The following is a 23,962-nucleotide window of genomic DNA, read 5'->3' as shown; positions in this document are numbered from 1 at the left end:
GCCCGGACAGCATCGTCGGCTTGCATGTGGGGCGCACCCCGCAGTTGATCATCGCGATCCTCGCGGTATGGAAAGCCGGCGCCGCCTACCTGCCCTTGGATGCCGCTTATCCCGCGGGCCGGTTGGCGCACATGCTGGCCGACAGCCGGGCCACCCTCCTGCTCACCGACAACCCGGCAACCACTCCAACCGCTGAACTCGACCCAGACAGCCGGGTGCGGGTGGTGGTGTTGAGCGAGCTTGCCTCCACTTTGGACAGCTATCCCGGCCATGCCCCGCAGGTCGTGGTGGAGCCTGACCAGGGCGCGTATCTCATCTACACCTCAGGCTCGACCGGCCGCCCCAAAGGCGTGCTCGCCACCCACTGCGGCGCCATCAACCTCGCCACCGTAATGCGGCCGGTCTTCGCCATCGGCCCCGACGACACCGTGCTGCAATTCGCCTCCCACAGCTTCGACGCCGCCGTCCTCGACCTCGCCGTCACCCTCACCACCGGCGCCACCCTCGCCCTGGCCACCACCCACGAACGCGCCAACCCCCAACACCTCACCCACCTGATCAACCAGCAGCACATCACCGCCGCCAGCATCGTGCCCTCCCTGCTGGCCACCCTCACCCCCGCCACCCTGCCCACCCTGCACACCCTCATCCTCGGCGCCGAACGCCTCACCGCCCCCCTCACCAACGCCTGGACCCCCCACCAGCGCCTCATCAACACCTACGGCCCCACCGAAACCACCGTCATCACCACCACAACACCCCCCCTCACCACCGCAGCCATCAACGCCGACCCCGCCATCGGCACACCCCTGCCCAACACCACCACCCACGTCCTGAACCCCCACCTCCACCCCACCCCGATCGGCGTACCCGGCGAACTGTTCATCGGCGGACAAGCACTAGCCCGCGGCTACCACCACCGCCCAGCCCTCACCGCCGAACGCTTCATCGCCGACCCGCACGCCGGCGACGGCTCCCGCCTCTACCGCACCGGCGACCTCGCCACCTGGCGACCGGACGGCCAACTCGACTTCCTCGGCCGCACCGACCACCAGATCAAAATCCGCGGCCACCGCATCGAACCCGGCGAGATCCAGCACGCCCTCACCAGCCACCCGCACATCGCCGCCGCCCTGGTCACCCCCACCGGCCAAGACACCGACCGCCGCCTGATCGCCTACCTGGTCCCAGCAGACCCCGCCCACGGCACCCCCACCACCGACGACCTACGCACCCACCTCGCCACCCGCCTGCCCGACTACATGATCCCGTCGGTGTTCATCGAACTGGCCGCCTTCCCACTGTCCCCCAACGGCAAGATCGACCGAGCCGCCCTCCCCGCACCGGACGGCAGCCGCCCCGACCTCACCGACAGCTACCAGCCGCCGACCACCCCCACCGAACAACTCCTGGCCGACATCTGGACCGACCTCCTCGGCCTGGACCGGATCGGCGTCCGCGACAACTTCTTCGACCTCGGCGGACACTCCCTGCTCGCGACGCAGGTCATCACCCGCATCCGAGCGGTTCTGGGAGTGGATCTTCCCTTGGCGGCACTGTTCGATCAGCCGTCCGTTGCCGGTCTGGCACCGCTCGTTGACGGGGCGAACGGCAGCAGCAGGCCCCCGATCCTCCCGGCCGACCGTGACCAGCCGCTCCCGTTGTCCTTCGCCCAGCAGCGGTTGTGGTTCCTGGCCCAGCTCGACCCGGACTCGGCCGAGTACAACACCCCGACGCCCATCCCGCTGCCCGGCGACCTCGACATCCCCGCCCTGCGCGCCGCCCTCACCGCGCTCACGGAGAGACACGAAGTCCTGCGCACCCGGCTGGTCGCCGACCCCCACGGCATCCCGCACCAGATCATCGACCCACCCACCGCCTTCGACCTGCCCGTCGTCGAGGCGGCGAGCGAGCAACAAGCACAGACCCTGATCGCCGCCGACGCAGCCACCCCCTTCGACCTCGCGGCCGGTCCACTGCTGCGCGGCACGCTGATCCGCCTCGCCGACGACCTGCACATCCTCGCCCTGTGCATGCACCACGTCATCTCCGACGAATGGTCCGCCAAGATCTTCCACCGCGAACTCACCGCCCTCTACGAAGCCTTCCGCACAGGCAGGCCGTCCCCGCTGGCGCCGCTCAGGGTCCAGTACGCCGACTTCGCCCTGTGGCAGCGCGACTGGCTCACCGGCGAAACTCTGGAGAACCAGCTCGGCTACTGGCGGCGCCGGCTCGCCGGCCCCCCGGTGCTCGACCTGCCCACCGACCGCCCCCGCGCAGCCGTCCGCGACGCCGCGGGCGCCGCCATCACCTTCCACATCGAGCCCGAGACGACGGCGGCCCTGAAGGAGCTGTCCCGTCGCTCCGGCGCCACCATGTTCATGACCGTCCTGGCCGCCTACACCGTCCTCCTCGGCAGATATACCCGCCAGGACGATGTCCTGGTCGGCACCCGGATCGCCAACCGCAACCAGGCCGAGACCGAGGACCTGATCGGGTTCTTCATCAACACCCTGGTCCTGCGGACCGACCTGTCCGGCGACCCGACCTTCACCGACCTGCTGCACCAGGTGCGCACCACGGCCCTGGACGCGTACGGCCACCAGGACCTGCCGTTCGAGCAGGTCGTCGACGAGCTGGGCATCGAGCGTGACCGCTCCCGGCCCCTGCTGTTCCAGACCCTGCTCAACTACTTCACCGCCGACGACCCGGTGCCGCTCGACCAGGCGGGTACGGCCGAGGTCAGGTCGCAGGACGCGATCGTCGCCAAGTACGACCTGCAGCTGTTCTTCACCGAGGACAACGCGGGCGGCGTGACGGTGTCCGCCCAGTTCAGTACGGCCCTGTTCGACCGGTCCACCATCGAACGCCTGATCGGCCACCTGCACACCCTGCTGGCCGCCATCGCCACGGATCCGGATCGGCCGGTGTCGGGGCTGCCCATTCTCACCCCGGAGGAACGACGGCTGGCGGAGACGGGATGGGGTGCCGAGACCGCCGAGGTCCGCGCGGCGGGCGGGGTGCACGAGCTGATCAGCGGCGCGGCCGCGGCGGGAGACGTGGCGCTGGTGTCCGGCACGGCGTCGATGACGTACGCCGAGCTGGAGCGGCAGGCCAACCGGCTCGCCCACCATCTGATCGACCTGGGCGCCGGGCCCGAGAAGGTCGTCGGGCTGTGCCTCGACCGCGGGGCGGAGATGATCGTCGCTATCCTCGCGGTGTGGAAGGCGGGGGCGGCCTACCTCCCGCTCGATCCCGCGCATCCCGCCGAAAGGCTGGCGTACCTGCTCGGCGACAGCGGCGCCACCGTGATCGTCGCCACCGGGGCGATGCCGCCAGTGGGTACAGGGGCGATGTCCCCGGTGGGCACGGGGCCGATGCCGCTGACGAGCACGATCGTCGTCGCTCTGGACGACCCGGTCACGCGGTCCCAGATCGAGGCACGGCCCGAGTCGGCGCCGGAGGTGGCCACGGTGCCGGGTCAGGCCGCGTACCTGATCTACACCTCCGGCTCCACCGGGAAGCCCAAGGGGGTCGTGGTGACGCACGGCAACCTGGTCAACTACCTGACCGTCGTGAAGGAGCGGACGGGGCTGGGCGGGCGCGGGGAGTCGTACGCGCTGCTCCAGTCGGTGGTCACCGACTTCGGTAACACGACCGTCTTCGTGAGCCTGACCACGGGCGGGACCCTGCACCTGCCGCTGCCGGAGGTGGTCGACGAGCCGGAGCGGGTGGCCGCGTACCTGGCCTCGCACCGGATCGACCACCTCAAGATCGTTCCGTCGCATCTGGCGGCGCTCACGCAGGTCGTCCCGGCCGGCCGGCTGCTGCCGGCGCGGACGCTGGTGCTGGGCGGCGAGGCAGCGACGCCGGAACAGATCACGGAGCTGCTGGCGGAGGCGGACGGCCGGTCGGTGGTCAACCACTACGGGCCTACCGAGACCACGATCGGCACGGCCACGATCCGGCTGGACGCCGGGCACATCGCGGGCGGGACGGTCCCGATCGGCACGGCGCTGCCCAACACTCGCCTGTACGTGCTGGACGACGCGCTCAACCCGGTTCCGGCGGGCGTGCCGGGCGAGTTGTCCGTCGGCGGAGCCGGCGTGGCCCGCGGCTATCTCGGCCGGCCGGCGCTCACCGCCGAGCGCTTCGTCGCCGACCCGTTCGCCGGTGACGGCTCGCGGCTCTACCGGACGGGTGACCAGGCGCGTCGCCGGCCGGACGGGGTCGTGGACTTCCTGGGCAGGACCGACCACCAGGTCAAGATCCGCGGGTTCCGCGTCGAGCCCGCCGAGGTGCAGCACGTCCTCGGCGGGCATCCCGCGGTGGCGGCGGCACTGGTGACCGCGTACGGGGAGGCGCACGACCGGCGGCTGGCCGCGTACCTGATCCCCGCCGACGCGGCCAGGGGCGTGCCGCCCGTCGCCGTCCTGCGCGCTCATCTGAGCGTGGACCTGCCCGACCACATGATCCCGTCGGTGTTCATCCCGATGACCGCTTTCCCGCTCACCTCGAACGGCAAGCTCGACCGCGCCGCGCTCCCGTCACCCGAGGCGGCCCGGCCAGAACAGCGGGACACGCACCGCGAGCCGGCCACGCCGGCCGAGGTCGCCATCGCCGGGATCTGGGCGCGGTCGCTCGGCCTGCCCCAGGTCGGCGTGACCGACGACTTCTTCGAGCTCGGCGGCCACTCCTTGCAGGTCATCCAGGTGGTGTCGCAGATCAGGAAGGCCGGGTACGCCCTCGGCGTCGCCGACTTCTTCACCCAGCCGACCGTCGCGGGTCTGGCCGAGCTGGTCGCCGAGCCGGCGGACACGGCCCGGCCGCGCCTGCGGTCGGCGGTCAGGCTCAAGCCCGGGACGGCGGAGCCCGCGCTGTTCTTCGTGCACGCCGCCACCGGGGGCGTCGCCGAGCTGGCCGAGCTGGCCGGCCGGCTCGGACCCGACCAGCAGTTCTACGGGCTGCAGGCACGCGGGCTAGATGGCTCGGAGCCGCCGCTGGAGACCGTGGCCGAGATGGCCGCCGCCTACCTGGACGAGGTGACGACCGTGCAACCGAGCGGGTCGTACCTGTTCGCGGGCTGGTCGGTGGGCGGCTACATCGCGGTGGAGATGGCCAGGCAGGCCGCCGCCCGGGGGCTGGAGGTGGGCGGCGTGTACCTGGTCGGCCCGCCGCTGCACCGGGTGGCCGCGGGCCGCGTCGCCGCGCGCAAGGAGGGCAAGGAGCGTGACCTGGTACGGGACCTGCTCACACAGCTCGACCAGGTGATCGCCGGAGGGCCGGGGACCCGGCTCGCCGCCGGGCCGCAGAAGCGGCTGCTGGAGCGCTGGCAGGTCGAGGGCCCGCTGCTGGAGGCGGTCAAGGCGGGCGACACGGAGGCGCTCCGGGTGGGCCGGATGGTGATCACCCACCTGGGGGCGGTGCTGCGGCATCGCGCCGATCCGCCGCTGACGCCGTACGAGGGCCGGGTGGTGCTGTTCATCCCGCAGGACGACCCGGCCGACGTGCGGCGCAAGGTCGTCGTGCAGTGGCGCGACGAGCTGGCCGCGGAGCCGGAGATCGAGTACGTGCCGGGCGAGCACGGCACGGTCGTCCGCGGGCGCGGGGCCGAGATGCTCGCCATCTGGCTCCGCAGCGAGATCGTCCGCCGGTCCAACCCTTCCACCCGAGAGGCGCGTGCACAGTGAAGATCAGCCTGTCCTATTTCGCGGCCACCACCAGAGCAGAGGCCGCCTCGGCGTACGCGGTGCTGCTGGACACCGCCCGCCTGGCCGACGAGGCGGGGCTTGAGGCGCTGTGGCTGCCCGAGCGCCACTTCGCGGACTTCGGCGCCCCCTATCCGAACCCTTCGGTGGTGGGGGCGGCGCTGGCGACGGCCACCCGGCGGATCGGGATCCGGGCGGGCAGCGTCGTCATGCCGCTGCACCATCCGGCCCGGGTGGCCGAGGAGTGGGCGGTCGTGGACCAGCTGTCGCGGGGGCGGGTGGGCGTGTCGTTCGCCTCCGGCTGGCACGGCGCCGACTTCGTGCTCTCCCGCTTCCCCGTCGCGGAGCGCAAGCGGGTGATGCGGGAGGGCATCGACCAGGTCCGGGCGCTCTGGCGGGGGGAGACGCGGGTCTTCCCCGACGCGCTGGGCGCGGAGATCGAGGTGCGGACGATGCCGCAGCCGGTTCAGCCCGAGCTGCCGATCTGGCTCACCTCGGGCGGGTCGACACCGACGTTCGAGCTGGCCGGCTCAATGGGCGCGGGCGTGCTGACCCATCTGCTCGGCCAGCCGCCAGAGGAGCTGGCCCGCAACATCGAGGCGTACCGCAAGACCTGGCAGGGCCCGGGGCGCGGCCACATCACGCTGATGGTGCACACCCACGTCCTGGACGGCTCCCGGGCGTCGGAGGAGCGGGCGCACGCGGAGCTGGCCCGGTATCTGGGCGCGTCGATGTCGCTGGTGGCCACCGACGTGGCGAACGCGCAGGGGGCGGCGGCGTTCGGATCGATGAGCGGGGACGACCGGTCCACGCTCGCCCGGCAGAGCGCCGCCAGGTTCGCCGGCCTGGGGCTGATCTGCACCCCCGCCGAGCTGCCCGAGCGGCTCGCGACCGTGGCGTCGTGGGACGTCGACGAGGTCGCCTGCCTCATCGACTTCGGCTTCGACCACGAGTCGATCCTGCGGAGCCTGGACGACCTGCTGACCACGCTGGCCTGAGCGCGACCCATATCCAAGACGGAGGGAATTGCCATGCTTTCCGAGTCGAAACAGGAGCTACTGAAGCGACGCCTGCGCGGCGAGAGCGTGCCGGTGCGGGAGCGTGCGCCGCGTCCGGACGGACCTGTCCCGTTGTCGTCCGCCCAGCAGCGGCTGTGGTTCCTGGATCAGCTGGAGCCGGATTCCCTTGACTACAACGTGACGATGCCGCTGCGGCTGGCGGGCGCGCTGGACGAGTCGGCTCTGCGCGCGGCGCTGGACATGGTGGTGGCCAGGCACGAGGTGCTGCGTACCCGGTTGGTGGTGACCGACGGGGTGGCGCACCAGGTGATCGATCCGCCGGCTGGTTTCCCGCTGGCCATGGCGGACCTGTCGGGCGAGGCGGAGCCGTACGAGGCGGCACGGGAGCTCATCGCGGCCGACGCGGCGCTGCGGTTCGACCTGGCCGCCGACCGGCTGGTTCGCGGAACGCTGATCCGGCTGGCCGCCGACGACCACGTGTTCGCCCTGTGCCTGCACCACATCGTGTGCGACGAGTGGTCGATCGGCATCCTCAACCACGAGCTGGCCACCCTGTACGACGCGTTCCGGCTCGCGCTGCCCTCGCCGCTGCCGCCGCTGCCCGCGCAGTACGCCGACTACGCGTTCTGGCAGCAGGCGTGGATGGCCGGCGATCGGGCGGCGGGCGAGCTGGCGTACTGGCGTGACCAGCTGACCGGGGCTCCGCTGCTTGATCTGCCGACCGACCGGCCGCGTCCGCCGGTGCGTACGACAGCCGGCGGCAAGGTGGATTTCGCGGTTCCCGTCGCCACCGCCGAGCGGCTCAGGGTGATCTCCAGGGACTGCGACGCGACACTGTTCATGACGCTGCTGGCGGCGTTCACGGTGCTGTTGTCGCGTTACTCGCGGCAGGAGGACGTGGTGGTCGGCACGCCGATCGCCAACCGGGGGCGCCCGGAGACGCAGGACCTGATCGGGCTGTTCCTCAACATGCTGGTGCTGCGCACGCGGCTGTCGGGCGATCCGAGCTTCACCGAGCTGGTGGGGCGGGTGCGGGCGCTCGCGCTGGCCGCCTACGACCACCAGACCATGCCGTTCGAGCGCCTGGTGGACGCGCTCGTCCCCGAGCGGGACCGCTCGCGCACGCCGCTGTTCCAGGTGCTGTTCAGCTACAGCAGGAGCGGCGGCGAGGAGCTGGAGCTGGGCGAGCTGGACGGCGAGCGGTTCGACCTGGAGGGTACGGCCGCCAAGTTCGACCTGACCCTGACCTTCGTCGAGATCGGCGAGCAGGAGTTGGTCGGCGGGCTGGAGTACAGCACCGACCTGTTCGACCACGCCACGGCCGAGCGGATGGCCGGTCATCTGCTGACACTGCTGAACGCGCTCGCGCAGGCGCCGGATCGGCCGCTGTCCGAGGTGCCGATGATCTCCGCGGTGGAGCGGGACGAGCTGCTGCGCGCCACCGGCGGACCGGTGGCCGCGCTGCCCGCCTCCTTCGGCGGGGTGCACGAGCTGGTCGCCGCCGGCCGTCCCGACGCGGTCGCGGTCACCTGCGGCGACGCGTCGCTGACGTACGCGGAGCTGGACGAGCAGGCCGGGCGGCTGGCCGCGCGCCTGCGCGAGCTGGGCGTGGGCCGGGAGACGACGGTCGGGTTGTGCCTGCGCCGCGGGCTGAAGATGGTGGTGGCGATGCTGGCCGTGTGGCGGGCGGGTGGCGCGTACCTGCCGCTGGACCCCGACTTCCCGGCCGACCGCCTGCGCTACATGCTGGCCGACAGTGGCGCTGCCGTCCTGGTCGGGGAGCGGGCGGCCGCCGAGGAGCTGGCCGGGCCGGTTCCCGCGACGATCTGGCTCGATGACGACGTCCCGACCGGCCCCGCCGGGCAGGCCCGGGCGGCCGCCTTCTCCTGCTCCGCCGAGCCGGCCCAGGCGGCCTACGTGATCTACACGTCCGGCTCGACGGGGCGCCCCAAGGGCGTGGTCGTCTCGCACGAGAACCTGGCCAATTTCCTGGTCACGATGGCCGACCGGCCGGGCCTGGCCGAGACGGACGTGCTGCTCGCCGTCACCACGTTCGGGTTCGACATCGCCGCGCTGGAGTTGTTCCTGCCGTTGGTCACGGGTGCGCGGCTGGTGATCGCCAACGCCGAGGTGGCGCGTTCGCCGGAGGCGCTGGCGGAGCTGGTCGAGCGGTCGGGGGCCACGGTCATGCAGGCCACGCCGGCGACCTGGCGGATGCTGGTGGACGACGGCTGGCGCGGAGCGGCGGGCCTGCGCGCGCTGTGCGGCGGCGAGGCGCTGCCGGCCGAGCTGGCCGGAGCCGTGCTGGAGCGCACGGCCGAGCTGTGGAACCTGTACGGCCCGACGGAGACCACCGTCTGGTCCGCCCGCCAGGAGATCGTGGCGGGCGACGACGTCACGCTCGGCCACCCGATCGCCAACACCACCCTGCACGTGCTGGACGCGCGGCTGGACCCGGTGCCCGCCGGGGTGCCCGGCGAGCTGTACATCGGCGGTGACGGCGTGGCGCGCGGCTACCACGCCCGCGCCGCGCTGACCGCCGAGCGGTTCGTCGCCGACCCGGTCTCCCGCGACGGCTCCCGCCTCTACCGGACGGGTGACCTCGTACGGCGGCGGGCGGACGGCCGGCTGGACTTCCTGGGCCGCACCGACCACCAGGTCAAGCTGCGCGGTTTCCGCATCGAGCCGGGCGAGATCGAGTCCGCGCTGGCGGCGCACCCGGCGCTGGCCGCGGCGGTCGTCGTCGTCCGCGGCACCGGCGGCGACGAGCGGCTGGTCGGCTACCTGGTCCCCGCTGAGGGAGGCCGTGGCATCCCCGCGCCCGCCGAGCTGCGCGAGCACCTGCGCACGACACTGCCCGACTACATGGTGCCGGCCGTCTACGTCGAGCTCGCGGCCCTGCCGCGGACGCCCAACGGGAAGCTGGACCGGGCCGCGCTGCCCGAGCCGAACCCGCGCCACCTGGATCCGGCGGCCGGCTACACCGCGCCCAGGACCACCGCCGAGGAGGTCGTGGCCGGGGTGTGGGCCCAGGTGCTGGACCTGGGACCGGTCGGGGTGACGAGCAACTTCTTCGAGCTGGGCGGCCATTCGCTGGCGGCCGTCCAGGTGATCTCGCGGCTACGTGCCGCGTTCGACTGCGAACTGTCGCTGGCGCTGCTGTTCGACCATCCCACGGTGCGTGAGCTGGCGGTGGCCGTGGAGGCGGCCACGTCCGGGACGGTGGTGCCGCCGATCGTGCCGGTGGACCGCGAGGAGGTGCTTCCGCTCTCGTTCGCGCAGCAGCGGTTGTGGTTCCTCGATCAGCTCGACCCGGGCTCGCCCGAGTACAACGTGCCGATCAGCTCCCGCCTGCGCGGCCCGCTCGACGTCGGCGCGCTGAGCCGCGCCCTGGAGTCGATCGTGGCCCGGCACGAGGTGTTCCGCACCCGGCTGGTGGCCAAGGACGGCCTGGCCCGGCAGATCGTCGACCCGCCCGGGCCGCTCGCGCTGCCCGTCACGGACCTGTCAAGCGAGGCCGACCCGCTCGGACGGGCCACGGAGCTGGTGGCCGTCGACGCCGCCACCTCCTTCGACCTGGCGGGCGATCCGCTGCTGCGGGCGCGCCTGTTCCGGCTCGCCGACGACGATCACGTGCTCAGCCTGGTGACCCACCACGTGGTGTTCGACGACTGGTCCGTGACCCTCTTCCGCCGCGAGCTCACCACCCTGTACGTCGCCTACCGTGACGGCCTGCCCTCCCCGCTGACCCCGCTGGGCGTGCAGTACGCCGACTTCGCGCACTGGCAGCGGGCCTGGCTGACCAGCGACGTGCTGGGCGGCCAGCTCGACTACTGGCGCGAGCGGCTGGCGGGCGCGCCCACGCTGGAGCTGCCCACCGACCGGCCGCGCCCCACGGTCCGCTCCTCCGCGGGCGGGTTCCTGTCCTTCCGGGTGCCCGAGCAGGTCACCGCGGGCCTGCGCGGGGCCGCCCAGACGTCGGGCGCGACGATGTTCATGACGCTGCTCGGCGCCCTGACGGTGCTGCTCGGCCGGTACGCCGAAGAGGAGGACGTCGTCATCGGCACGCCCATCGCCAACCGGGGCCGTTCCGAGACCGAGAGCCTGATCGGCTGCTTCATCAACACCCTGGCCCTGCGCCTGGACCTGTCCGGCGACCCCACGTTCACCGGGCTGCTCGACCGCGTACGGGCCACCGCACTGGCCGCCTACACCCATCAGGACCTGCCGTTCGAGCAGCTGGTGGACGAGCTGCAGCCGGAGCGCGACCGCAGCAAGCACCCGCTGTTCCAGGTGCTCATCACGCACGGCAGGGTCGGCGCCGGCGCTGACCCGGACATGGCGGGGGTGGTCACCGAAGGGCTGGAGCTGCCGACGATGTCGGCCAAGTTCGACCTCACGGTGGCGTTCACCGAGGGCGACGCCGACCTGTCCTGCATCCTCAGCTACAGCACGGACCTGTTCGACCACGCGACGATCGAACGCATGGCCGGGCACCTCCTCGTGCTCCTGGAGACCGTCGCCGGCGACCCGGCCCGGCTGGTCAGCGAGCTGTCCCTCACCACCGAGGCGGAGCGCGAGCGCCTCACCGGCTGGGACGAGCCCACGCCGCTGCCCGGCGAAACCCTCACCGAGCTGCTGACCGCCGTCGCCATCGCCCAACCGGACGCCCCGGCGGTCAGCATGGGCGCGCGCACGCTCACGTACGCCGAGCTTGAGATCGGCTCGAATCGGCTCGCCCACCACCTGCACGATCTCGGCGTCCAGGCGGAGACGGTCGTCGGCCTGCGGCTGCCCCGCGATCCCGACATGATCGTCGCGATCCTGGCCGTGCTCAAGGCGGGCGGGACCTATCTGCCGATCGACCCGGACTATCCGGACGACCGCATCACGCACATGATCAGCGACAGCCGGGCCGCCCTGGTGCTCGACACCGTCGCCACGCCGGACCACCTGCCAGGCACGCCACCCGCCATCACGATCCACCCCGACCAGGCCGCGTACCTGATCTACACCTCCGGCTCCACCGGCCTGCCCAAGGGCGTCGTGGTCAGCCACCGCAACCTGGCCAACTCCATCCATTTCGAACGGGACGGTCTGGGCATCACGCCCGCCGACGTCACCCTGCAACTCGTGTCCTTCAGCTTCGACGTCGCGATGAGCGAGATCCTCGCACCCCTGGTCGGCGGCGCCCACATCGTCATCGCCGACGCCTCGACCCGGCAGTCCCCGGCCGACCTGCGGCGGCTGCTGCTCGACCGGTCCATCACGATCGCCCACATCCCGCCCACGGTGCTGCACCACCTGGATCCCGCCCTGCCGTCCCTGCGTGTCCTGCTCACCGGCGGGGAGGCGTGCCCGCCGGACCTGGCCCGTGCCTGGGCCGCCGGCCGCCGGTTCATCAACGCGTACGGGCCGACCGAGACGACCATCAGCGCGACCCAGGCCGGCGACCCCGGCACCGACACCGCACTACCGATCGGCGCCGCCGTCGCCAACACCCGGCTGCAGGTCCTGGACAGGAAGCTGCGCCCGGTCCCCGTCGGGATGCCCGGCGAGCTGTACATCGGCGGCCTCGGCGTGGCGCGCGGCTACCACGGCAGGGGCGCCCTGACCGCGGAGCGCTTCGTCGCCGACCCGTTCGCCGCCGACGGCAGCCGCCTGTACCGCACCGGCGACCGCGTCCGCCGGCGCCCCGACGGGCAGCTCGACTTCCTCGGCCGCACCGACCAGCAGGTCAAGGTACGCGGCCACCGGATCGAACCGGCCGAGATCGAGCACACGCTGACCCGGCACCCGGCGGTCGAGGCCGCGACCGTGATCGCCCTGCATGACAGCGGTCAGGCCCGGCTGGTCGCCTACCTGGTGCCCGCGGACCAGTCCGCCGGCGCGCCCTCCACCAGCGAGCTGCGCGTTCATTTGGGTGCGAGCCACCCCGACTACATGATCCCGTCGGCGTTCGTCGAGCTGGCGGCCCTCCCGCTCACCCCGAACGGCAAGGTCGACCGCGCCGCGCTACCCGCGCCGGACGCCTCCCGGCCCGAGCTGGTCAGCCGGTTCGTCGCCCCGCGCACCTCCATGGAGGAGGCCCTGGCCGGGATCTGGGCCGACGTGCTCGGCCTGGACCGGGTGGGCGTCGAGGACAACTTCTTCGAGCTGGGCGGCGACTCGATCATCAGCATCCAGACGGTGGCGCGGGCCCGCACCGCCGGGCTGTACTTCACCCCGGCCCAGCTCTTCGAGCACCAGACCGTCGCCGCGCTCGCCCCGCTCGTGGCGCTGGACTCCTTCGCCGACGCCGAGCAGGGCCCGGTGACCGGAGAGTTCGCGCTGACGCCGATCCAGCACTGGTTCTTCGAGCGCGACCTGCCCGAGCCCGCGCACTTCAACCAGTCCGTGCTGCTGGAGATGGACGGCGAGGCCGACGTCGCCGCGCTGCGCAAGGCCGTGGCGGCGCTGCTGCGGCAGCACGACGCGCTCCGCGCCCGATACACCCGCTACGGCAGCGAGTGGACCGCCCGCAACGTGGCCGCCGAGGCCGAGCCGCCGCTGTGGGTGGTGGACGCCGCCGCGTTCGACGAGCACGACCTGGAGGCGCGGGCCGACGAGGCCCAGGCGAGCCTGGACCTGGAGAACGGGCCGCTGGTCAGGTTCGTGCTGTTCGACCGAGGGGAGCGCGGCCGGCTGCTGCTGGTGATCGCGCACCACCTCGCGGTGGACAGCGTGTCCTGGCAGATCCTGCTGGAGGACCTCTCCCTCGCCTACGACCAGGCCATCCGGGACCTGCCGGTCCAGCTGACCGCCAAGACCACGTCGTTCAAGCAGTGGGCGCAGCGGCTGACCGAGCTGGCGGGCTCGCCCGAGGTGGCGGCGGAGCTCGCGTACTGGCACGAGCAGACCTCCGGCCACCGGCCCGTCCCCCGCGACCGCGACGGCGCGAACACGGTCGCCTCCGCCAGGAACGTCAGCGTCAGCCTGAGTTCGGAGCAGACCGCGCGGCTGCTGCACGAGGTGCCCGCCGCCTACCGCACCCAGATCAACGACGTGCTGCTGACCGCGCTCGGCAGCGCGCTGACCGAGTGGGCGGGCGTGCCGAGCGTGCTGGTGGACCTGGAGGCCCACGGCAGGGAGGACGTCGGGTCCGACGTGGACGTCTCCCGGACGGTCGGCTGGTTCACCTCGTTCTACCCGGTCGCGCTGGCGAGCGCGGGCGGCGACCCGGGGGCGGCGCTGCGCCGCACCAAGGAGCACCTGCGGGCGATCCCGCGCCACGGCCTCGGGTACGGTCTCCTGCGCTACCTCGGCCCCGATGCGGCCGCCGGACAGGCGGCCGAGGTCAGCTTCAACTACGCCGGTCAGACCGACGCGGCCCTGTCCCCGGCCTCCGGCGGGCGCGAGCCGCGGCTGCGGTTCGTCGGGTCGCTGGGCCGGCCCCGATCCGGCGACGGCGGCCGGACCCATCTCATCGAGATCAACGCCCAGGTCACCGAGGGGCGGCTCACGCTGCTGTGGACGTACTCGGGAGAGGTCCACGACGAGGCCTCGGTGACCCGGCTGACCCGCCGCTACGTCGAAGCGCTCGACGAGCTGATCGAGCACTGCGCGACTCCCGGCGTCGGCGGGCACACCCCGTCCGACTTCCCGCTGGCCGGGCTCGACCAGGCGGGACTCGATCGCATCCAAGGGCGGGGCACGACCGTCCTGGAGGACATCTATCCGTTGACGGCGCTGCAGCAGGGCATGCTCTTCCACACCCGGCTGGCCCCCTCCTCGGGCGCGTACTGGGTGCAGAACGGGCTGCGGCTGGAGGGCGAGCTGGACCTGCCCGCGCTCGAAAGCGCCTGGGAGCAGGCCTTCGAACGGCATCCGGCGCTGCGCACCACCGTGGTGTGGGAAGACCTGCCGACGCCGCTCTCGGTCGTGTCACGTGCGGTGCCGGTCCCGATGGAGGTGCTGGACTGGTCGCACCTGGACGCCCCGGCGCAGGCCGCGGCCCTGGACGCCTTCCTGGCCGCCGAGCGCGCCGCCGGCGCGGACTTCGACGCACCCACTCTGGTACGGATCGCGCTGATCCGCCTGGACGAGCGGCGCCATCATCTGGTGTGGCAGTACCACCACCTGCTGCTCGACGGGTGGAGTGTGCCCATCGTCTTCGGCGACCTGATCGAGGCCTACCACGCCTGCGTCGAGGGCGAGCGCCTGCGGCCGGCCGTCCACCGCCCGTTCCGCGAGCACGTGGCCTGGGCCGGCGCGCAGGATCTCGGCGCCGCCGAGTCGTACTGGCGGACCAGGCTGCACGGCCGCACCGTCCCCACCTCGCTCCGCGTCGAGCGCGACACCGGGGACGAGGGCTGGCAGGACCATCGCGTACGCCTGTCCGCGCGTGCCACCGTCGCGCTCGGCGAACTGGCCCGCCGCCACCGGCTCACCCTGAACACCGTGGTCCAGGGGGCATGGGCGCTGCTGATGGCCGCGTACAGCGGTGAGGACGACGTGCTCTTCGGCGTCATCACCTCCGGCCGCGGCGACCAGGTCGACGGCATCGAGTCGATGGTCGGCCTGCTGATCAACACCATTCCGGCCCGCGTCCAGGTGGACCACGGCGAGCCCGTCGCGACCTGGCTGCGGCGGTTGCAGAAGGAGCAGTCCGCGGCGCGCGACTTCGAGCACACGCCGCTCGTCCAGATCAAGGCGTGGAGCGGCTTCACCGGCGGGCAGGCGCTGTTCGACGCGCTGTTCGTGTTTGAGAACTACCCGACCGCGCGGCTGGCGGAGCGCGACGCGGGCTCGGCCGCCACCGGGTTGCGGATAGAGCAGAGCTTCTCGCGCGAGCAGGCGAGCCACCCTCTCATGGTCGTGGCCGTGCCGCAGGCCGAGCTGGGCATCCGGATGCTGTTCGACCGCGCCCACTACGACCAGGACACCATCGCCCGGATGGCCGGCCACCTGCTGGCCATCCTGGAGGCCGTCGCCGACGACCCGGGCCGGCTGATCGGTGAGCTGCCCGTCATGACGCCGGGCGAGCGGCACCGGCTCGCCGGCTGGAACGGCACCGCGACCCCGCTGCCCGGCCGCCTCATCCCCGAGGCGATCACCGCCCACGCCGTGGCACGGCCCGGCGCGCCCGCCCTGACCATGGGCGGCAGGACCCTCGACTACGCCGAGCTCGAAACCCGCTCGAACCGGCTCGCCCACCACCTGCACGATCTCGGCGTCCGGGCGGAGACGGTCGTCGGGCTGCGGCTGCCCCGCGACCCCGACATGATCGTCGCCATCCTGGCCGTACTCAAGGCGGGCGGGACCTACCTGCCGATCGACCCGGACTATCCGGACGACCGCATCACGCACATGATCAGCGACAGCCGGGCCGCCCTGGTGCTCGACAGCATCGCCACGCCGGACCACCTGCCAGGCACGCCACCCGCCATCACGATCCACCCCGACCAGGCCGCGTACCTGATCTACACCTCCGGCTCCACCGGCCGGCCCAAGGCCGTCACGGTCAGCCACCGGAGCTGGTCGAACCTGATCAACGGGCAGCTCGCGGAGCTCGGCGTCACTCGCTTCGACACGGTGCTCCAGCTGGCGTCCTTCAGCTTCGACGCGGCCGTGTGGGAGATCGGCCTCGCGGTGGCAGCCGGTGCGCACCTGGTCATGACCGACGCGCTCACCCGCCGCTCGGCACCCGACCTGCAGAGACTGCTGCGGGAACGGGCCGTCACCGTGGCGCTGTTCCCGCCCCCAGCCCTGCCGAACCTGGACCCCGGCACGCTGCCGGACTTGCGCGTCATGCTCGTCGGCGGAGAGGCGTGCCCCCCGGACCTGGCCCACACCTGGGCCGCCGGGCGGCAGCTCGTCAACGCGTACGGGCCGACCGAGGCCACGGTCATCGCCACCACCGCCCACGATCCCGACACGAGCACCGCCCTGCCGATCGGCGGGCCCATCGCCAACGCTCAGGTCCACGTGCTGGATCGGCAGCTGCGGGATCTTCCCGTCGGGGTGCCGGGGGAGCTGTTCGTCGGCGGTGCGGGTGTGGCTCGTGGGTATCGCGGGCAGCCCGCGTTGACCGCTGAGCGGTTCGTGGCCGATCCTTTCGCCGGGGATGGTTCGCGTCTTTATCGGACCGGTGATCTGGTCGCGTGGCGGCCGGACGGTCAGCTGGACTTCCTGGGGCGGACTGATCACCAGGTGAAGGTGCGCGGGCATCGCATCGAGCCGGGGGAGATCGAGCGCGCCCTGTCCGGTGTTGCCGGGGTGGGCTCAGTCCTGGTGACCACTTTCGGTGAGGACGCCGATCGTCGGCTGGTCGCCTACCTGATCCCGGCCGACCCAGCGCTGGGCACCCCCGCCACTGATGATCTGCGGTCTTATCTGGCGGCCGGCCTGCCGGATTACATGATCCCGTCGGTGTTCATCGAGCTGGCCGCCTTCCCCTTGACTCCTAACGGGAAGATCGATCGTGCCGCGCTGCCCGCGCCGGACGGCAGTCGCCCCGATCTCGCCGGTGGCTATCTGGCTGCGGCCACTCCGACGGAGCATTTGCTGGCGGGGATCTGGGCCGACCTGCTCGGTGTGGATCAGGTCGGCGTTCGGGACAACTTCTTCGACCTCGGCGGCCATTCGCTGCTGGCTACTCAGGTCACCTCGCGGATTCGTTCGGTGTTCGGCATCGACCTGTCGCTTGCCGTGCTGTTCGACCAGCCGACCGTCGGTGGCTTGGCGCCGCTCATCGACGAGGCCAACGGCATCAGCAGGCCGCGGATCCTCCCGGTCGATCGTGACCAGCCGCTTCCCTTGTCCTTCGCCCAGCAGCGGTTGTGGTTCCTGGCTCAGCTCGACCCCGGCTCGACCGAGTACAACACCCCGACGGCCATCCTCCTCGATGGTGACCTCGACGTCGCGGCCTTGCGTGCCGCGCTTATCGCGCTGGTGGAGCGGCATGAGGTGTTGCGGACCCGGCTGGTCGCCGATGCCGACGGTATCCCGCACCAGGTCATCGACCCGCCGACTGACTTCGACCTGCCGGTCATCGAGGTGGCGAGTGAGCAGGAAGCTCGGGCGCTGATCGCCACGGATGCGGCGACGCCGTTCGATCTGGCGGCCGGTCCGCTGTTGCGTGGCAGCCTGATCCGGCTGAACGACCAGGAGCACATCCTGGCCTTGTGCATGCATCACGTCATCTCCGACGAGTGGTCGGCGAAGATCTTTCATCGCGAGCTTCTGGCGTTGTACGACGCTTTCCGTGCTGGTCGGCCTTCTCCGCTGGCGGCGTTGGCGGTGCAGTACGCCGATTTCGCTGTGTGGCAGCGTTCCTGGCTGACCGGCGAGACGTTGGAGGGGCAGCTCGGTTACTGGCGGCGGCAGCTGGCTCGGCCGCCGGTGCTGGAGCTGCCCACCGATCGGCCTCGTGCGGCGGTGCGGGACACCGCTGGAGCGGCTCTCGATTTCCACATCAGCTCTGAGGTGGCCGACGGGCTGCGAGCGTTGTCGCGTCGTACCGGTGCGACGATGTTCATGACGTTGCTGGCGGCCTATACCGTGCTGCTCGGCAAGTACACCCGCCAGGACGATGTGCTGGTCGGTACGCCGGTCGCCAACCGCAACCAGGCGGAGACCGAGGATCTGATCGGGTTCTTCGTCAACACCCTGGTCCTGCGGACCGATCTGTCGGGCGATCCGACCTTCACTGATCTGCTGCAACAGGTGCGGGCCACCGCGCTGGAGGCCTACGGTCATCAGGATCTGCCGTTCGAGCAGCTCGTCGACGAGCTGGGTATCGAGCGTGACCGCTCCCGCACGCCGCTGTTTCAGACCCTGTTCAACTACTTCGCAGTCAACGACGCCAATACGGTCGACAGCGCTGAGCGGGAGAACCGGATCATCGCTCAGTTCGATCTGCGGATGATCCTGGTCGAGGACGACAAGGGTGAGCTTTCCGGGGCCATGGAATACAGCACGGCCTTGTTCGATCAGGCGACGATCGAGCGGCTGGTCGGTCATCTGAACATGCTGCTGGCCGCCGTCACCGCAGACCCCGACCGGCCGTTGTCGGCACTGCCTATCCTCACCCCGGCTGAGTTGCAGGCGCTGCGGGAGGTGAATGCCACCGGGGTGGTGCTGCCTGAGGTGGGGGGTGTGCATGAGTTGATCGCGGCTCGGGCGGTTGCCGGTCCTGAGGCCGTCGCGGTGGCTGGCCTGGAGGGGCAGCTCAGTTATGGGGAGCTGGATGCCCGGGCCAATCAGCTGGCTCACCGGCTGATCGGGTTGGGGGCGGGTCCGGAGACGACGGTGGCGTTGTGTCTGGAGCGTGGCCTCGATCTTGTGGTGGCCGTGCTGGCGGTGTGGAAGGCGGGTGCGGCGTATCTGCCGCTGGATCCCCGCTATCCGACCGACCGGATCGCTTATCTGCTGTCCGACAGCGGGGCGGATCTCCTGCTGACCACCGGTCCGCTGCTGGAGGACCTGCCCGCTGGTCGGCTGCGCACGCTGCTGGTGGATGAGCCGGGTGTGCAGGCTCTGCCGGTGACGGCTCCTGCGGTGGTGGTTGCTCCGGATCAGGCTGCGTATCTGATTTATACCTCTGGTTCGACTGGTCGTCCTAAGGGGGTGCGGGTGGCGCATCGGGGGTTGGTCAATCTGGTGGTGGCGCAGGGTGAGGCGTTCGGTGTGTCGGGGTTGTCGCGGGTGTTGCAGTTCGCTTCGCCGGGCTTTGATGCGGCGGTGTCGGAGATCGCGGTCACGTTGGCTGCTGGTGCGACGTTGGTGATTCCCGGCGCTGAGCGGCGGGCGGATGATCTGGTGGGGTTTATTCGGGAGTGGGGGGTGGATACGGCGACGTTGCCGCCGTCGCTGCTGGCCACCTTGGATCCGGCGGAGTTGCCGTCGTTGACGGTGGTCAGTGCGGGTGAGCATCTGGATGCGGGGCTGGCCGAGGCGTGGGGTGGCCGGCATCGGTTGTTGAATGCTTATGGTCCGACGGAGAGCACGGTGTGTGCCACCATCAGCCGCACCCCGGCGACCATCGGGGCTCCGATCGCCAACACCACGGCTCATGTCCTGGACTCCCACCTCAACCCGGTCCCCACCGGCGTGCCCGGGGAGTTGTTCGTCGGGGGCCTCGGCGTGGCTCGCGGCTACCACGGCCGGCCTGCGCTGACCGCGGAGCGATTTGTCGCCGACCCGCACGCCGGTGATGGTTCGCGCCTCTACCGGACCGGTGATCTGGTCGCGTGGCGGCCGGACGGTCAGCTCGACTTCCTGGGGCGGACCGACCACCAGGTCAAGATCCGCGGGCATCGCATCGAACCCGCCGAAATCGAGCATGCTCTGACCGGCCACCCGCACATCGGCGCAGCCCTGGTCACCACCCACCACACCGCCATCGGCGACGGAGTCGACACCGGTAACGGCAATATCGCGCGAGGCGGCCATGCCGGCGACGACCGTCGCCTGGTCGCTTACCTGGTCCCTACCGACCCAGCGCTGGGCATCCCCGCCACTGATGAGCTGCGGGCTTATCTGGCGGCCGGCCTGCCGGACTACATGATCCCGTCGGTGTTCATCGAGCTGGCCGCCTTCCCCCTGTCACCCAACGGGAAGATCGACCGCGCCGCACTGCCGGCACCGGACGGCAGCAGGCCTGAGCTTGCCGGCGGCTATCAGGCGCCGGTCACGCCCACGGAGCAGTTGTTGGCGGGGATCTGGGCTGACCTGCTCGGTGTGAATCAGGTCGGGGTTCGGGACAACTTCTTCGATCTTGGCGGGCACTCTTTGCTGGCCACGCAGGTCATTACTCGTGTTCGTGCGGTTCTAGGGGTGGATCTTCCTTTGGCGGTGTTGTTCGATCAGCCGACCGTGGCTGGTTTGGCGCCGCTTGTGGATGGGGCGAGCGGTAGCGACCGGCCTCCGATCTTGCCGGTCGGCCGTGAGCAGCTGTTGCCTCTGTCTTTTGCGCAGCAGCGGTTGTGGTTCCTGGCTCAGCTCGACCCTGGCTCGGTCGAGTACAACACGCCGACTCTCATTCCGCTGCCTGGCGACCTCGACATCCCTGCTCTGCGTGCCGCGCTTACCGCGCTGGTGGAGCGGCATGAGGTGTTGCGCACCCGACTGGTGGCCGATGCCGACGGCATCCCGCACCAGATCATCGACCCGCCGACCAGCTTCGACCTTTCGGTCATCGAGGTGGCGAGCGAGCAGGAAGCTCAGGCGCTGATCGCTGCCGATGCCGCGATGCCGTTCGATCTGGCGGCCGGTCCGCTGTTGCGTGGCAGCCTGATCCGGCTGAACGACCAGGAGCACATCCTGGCCTTGTGCATGCATCACGTCATTTCCGATGAGTGGTCGGCCAAGATTTTCCACCGGGAGTTGAATGCTCTTTACGAGGCGTTCCGTGCTGGTCGGCCTTCTCCGCTGGTGGCGTTGGCGGTGCAGTACGCGGATTTCGCTGTGTGGCAGCGTTCCTGGCTGACCGGCGAGACGTTGGAGGGGCAGCTCGGTTACTGGCGGCGGCGGCTGGCTCGGCCGCCGGTGCTGGATCTGCGCACCGATCGGCCTCGTGCGGCGGTGCGTGACAGCGCTGGAGCGGCTCTCGATTTCGACATCAGTTCTGAGGTGGCCGACGGGCTGCGGGCGTTGTCCCGGCGTGCCGGCGCGACGATGTTCATGACGTTGCTGGCGGCTTACACCGTGCTGCTCGGCAAGTACACGCGTCAGGATGATGTGCTGGTCGGTACGCCGGTGGCCAACCGCAACCAGGGCGAGACCGAGGATCTGATCGGGTTCTTCGTCAACACTCTGGCGCTGCGGGCCGATCTGTCGGGCGATCCGACCTTCACCGATCTGCTGCACCAGGTGCGCGCCACGGCGCTGGAGGCCTACGGTCATCAGGATCTGCCGTTCGAGCAGCTCGTGGACGAGCTGGGTATCGAGCGTGACCGCTCCCGCACGCCGCTGTTTCAGACGCTGTTCAACTACATCACGCCGGACCACGATCAGGCCGACCACGATTCGGCTGGTCAGGATCAGGCGGGGTCGGGGTCGGGGGTTGGGTTTGGCGGGTTGGCTCGTCATGCTCTGTATGACCTGACGGTGAGTTTGGCTTCGCGTGGTCGCGCTGGTCTGGGTGGTGCGGTGGAGTACAGCACCGCGTTGTTCGAGCGGGTCACGATCGAGCGGCTGGTCGCTCACCTGCAGACGTTGCTGGCCGCGGTGGCGGCCGATCCGGATCGGCCGCTGTCGGCGCTGCCCATCCTCACCCCCACCGAGCAGCGGCAGCTCACGACCATCTGGACCAGCCATCCCGCCCTCGCCGAAACCGGCCTTCCCGACAGCGACGCAGGGAAGACCGAAACCGGTCTTCCCGACAGCGATGCCGGGAGGGTCTGGGGTGTTGGTGTTCATGAGTTGATCGCTGGTCAGGCTGGCGCGTATCCGGCTCGGGTCGCGGTGTGGTGTGAGGGGGCTGGGCTCAGCTATCGGGAGTTGGAGGAGCGCGCCAATCGGCTGGCTCATCATCTTCTCGAGCTGGGTGTTGGTGCGGAGAGTGTGGTGGGGCTGCATCTGGGGCGCAGCGCTGAGCTGGTCGTGGCGATCTTGGCGGTGTGGAAGGCGGGTGCGGCTTATCTTCCGCTGGATGGCGCCTATCCCGCGGCCCGGTTGGCGCACATGTTGTCCGACAGCCGGGCCGGTCTCCTGCTCACCGACAACCCCGCTGAAAGCCCGCAGGTCCCGGCGGGGGTGCGGGTGGTCGCGCTGGACGCGACAGTCCTGGGGGACTACCCGGCTGTTGCGCCGGCGGTGATGGTGCGGGGTGGGCAGAGTGCGGCTGTCATCTACACTTCCGGTTCGACCGGGCGGCCCAAAGCCAGCCCGCTGGCTCACGCCAATCTCACCGCGTTGCATGCCGCCTGGTCGCGCACTCACTTTCAGCCGGGTCATGAGCATCGGTGGCTGAGTCTGGCCAGTATCAGTTTCGATGTCTTCACCGCTGATGTGGTCCGGGCGTTGGCCAGTGGCGGCACGCTGGTGCTGGCGCCGGCTCGGTTGCGGTTGGATCCGGCCGCCTGGGCCGCCACGTTGCGGGCCACCCGCACCACCGCCCTGGAAGCCGCCCCGCATCACATCGACAACCTGATCACTCACCTGGAACAGAGCGCCACCACCCTGCCCGATCTGCAGCTCCTGATCGCCACCACCGACACCTGGCACACCAGCCACGCCCAGCGCGCCCAGCGTCAGCTGCCGCACACCCGGCTGCTGACCGCCTACGGCATCACCGAGACCACCATCGACTCCACCTACAGCATCCTGACTCCTCACCTTCTCGACCAACCGGAGCAGCCTGCCGGGCCTACCCCGATCGGCATCCCACTCCCCGGCACCCACACCTACGTGCTGGACTCCCACCTCAACCCGGTCCCGGTCGGCGTGCCGGGTGAGCTGTTCATCGCGGGCGCCGGCTTGACCCGCGGCTACCACCACCGCCCGGCTCTGACAGCGGGACGTTTCATCGCCCACCCCTACGCCGACGACGGCTCACGTCTCTACCGGACCGGTGACCTGGCCGCCTGGCGGCCGGACGGCCAGCTCGACTTCCTGGGCCGCACCGACCACCAGGTCAAGATCCGCGGCTTCCGCATCGAACCCGCCGAGATCCAGCACGCCCTGACCAGCCACCCGCACATCAGCGCCGCACTGGTCACCACCCACCACACCACCAACGGCCAACTGCTGGTCGCCTACGTGGTCCCAGCAGACCCCGCCGACGGCACCCCCGCCACCGACGACCTGCGCACCCACCTCGCCACCCACCTACCCGACTACATGATCCCGTCAGTGTTCATCGAACTGGCCACCTTCCCACTGTCACCCAACGGCAAGATCGACCGCACCGCCCTACCAGCACCGGACGGCAGCAGACCCGACCTTGCCGGCGGCTACCAGCCGCCGACCACTCCCACGGAGCAGTTGCTGGCCGGCATCTGGACCGACCTGCTCGACCTGGACCAGGTCGGCGTCCACGACAACTTCTTCGACCTCGGCGGCCACTCCCTACTCGCCACCCAGGCCATCACCCGCATCCGCACCACCTTCGGCACCGAGCTTGCACTCACCGCCCTGTTCGACCACCCCACCATCCACAGCCTGGCCGCCGCCATCACCAAGTCCCTCCTCGATCCCGGTCAGGACATCGATGAGTACGAGGAATTCGAGATCTGACCAGTCCCCCTCAGC

At 70.9% G+C, this 23,962-nt stretch carries 3 protein-coding genes; all 3 read left to right on the top strand.

Annotation, left to right across the window (positions count from 1 at the left end):
* The first annotated feature begins 11 nt into the window (after nucleotides 1-11).
* From ACGFNP_RS60405 to ACGFNP_RS60395, 3 genes are read left to right on the top strand one after another with little or no spacing between them, the layout of a single operon-like run.
* On the top strand, nucleotides 12-5,690 hold the full coding sequence (locus tag ACGFNP_RS60405) for an amino acid adenylation domain-containing protein (protein ID WP_393334184.1): 5,679 nt from the start codon (nucleotides 12-14) through the stop codon (nucleotides 5,688-5,690).
* Nucleotides 5,687-6,706 (top strand): MupA/Atu3671 family FMN-dependent luciferase-like monooxygenase, encoded by a 1,020-nt coding sequence (locus ACGFNP_RS60400; protein WP_358335021.1) that lies wholly within the window; start codon nucleotides 5,687-5,689, stop codon nucleotides 6,704-6,706. The genes ACGFNP_RS60405 and ACGFNP_RS60400 overlap by 4 nt, the downstream gene beginning before the upstream one ends.
* A 33-nt stretch (nucleotides 6,707-6,739) precedes the next feature.
* Complete coding sequence (locus ACGFNP_RS60395) at nucleotides 6,740-23,947, top strand: non-ribosomal peptide synthase/polyketide synthase (RefSeq protein ID WP_393334177.1); 17,208 nt, start codon at nucleotides 6,740-6,742, stop codon at nucleotides 23,945-23,947.
* Nucleotides 23,948-23,962: the final 15 nt, after the last annotated feature.

Origin of the sequence: Nonomuraea sp. NPDC049269, assembly GCF_043197155.1 — a bacterium.
In the GTDB taxonomy this organism is placed as follows: Bacteria; Actinomycetota; Actinomycetes; order Streptosporangiales; family Streptosporangiaceae; genus Nonomuraea.
The sequence above is the reverse complement of the archived record's forward strand: the minus strand, read 5'-3'. Positions and strand labels throughout refer to the sequence as shown.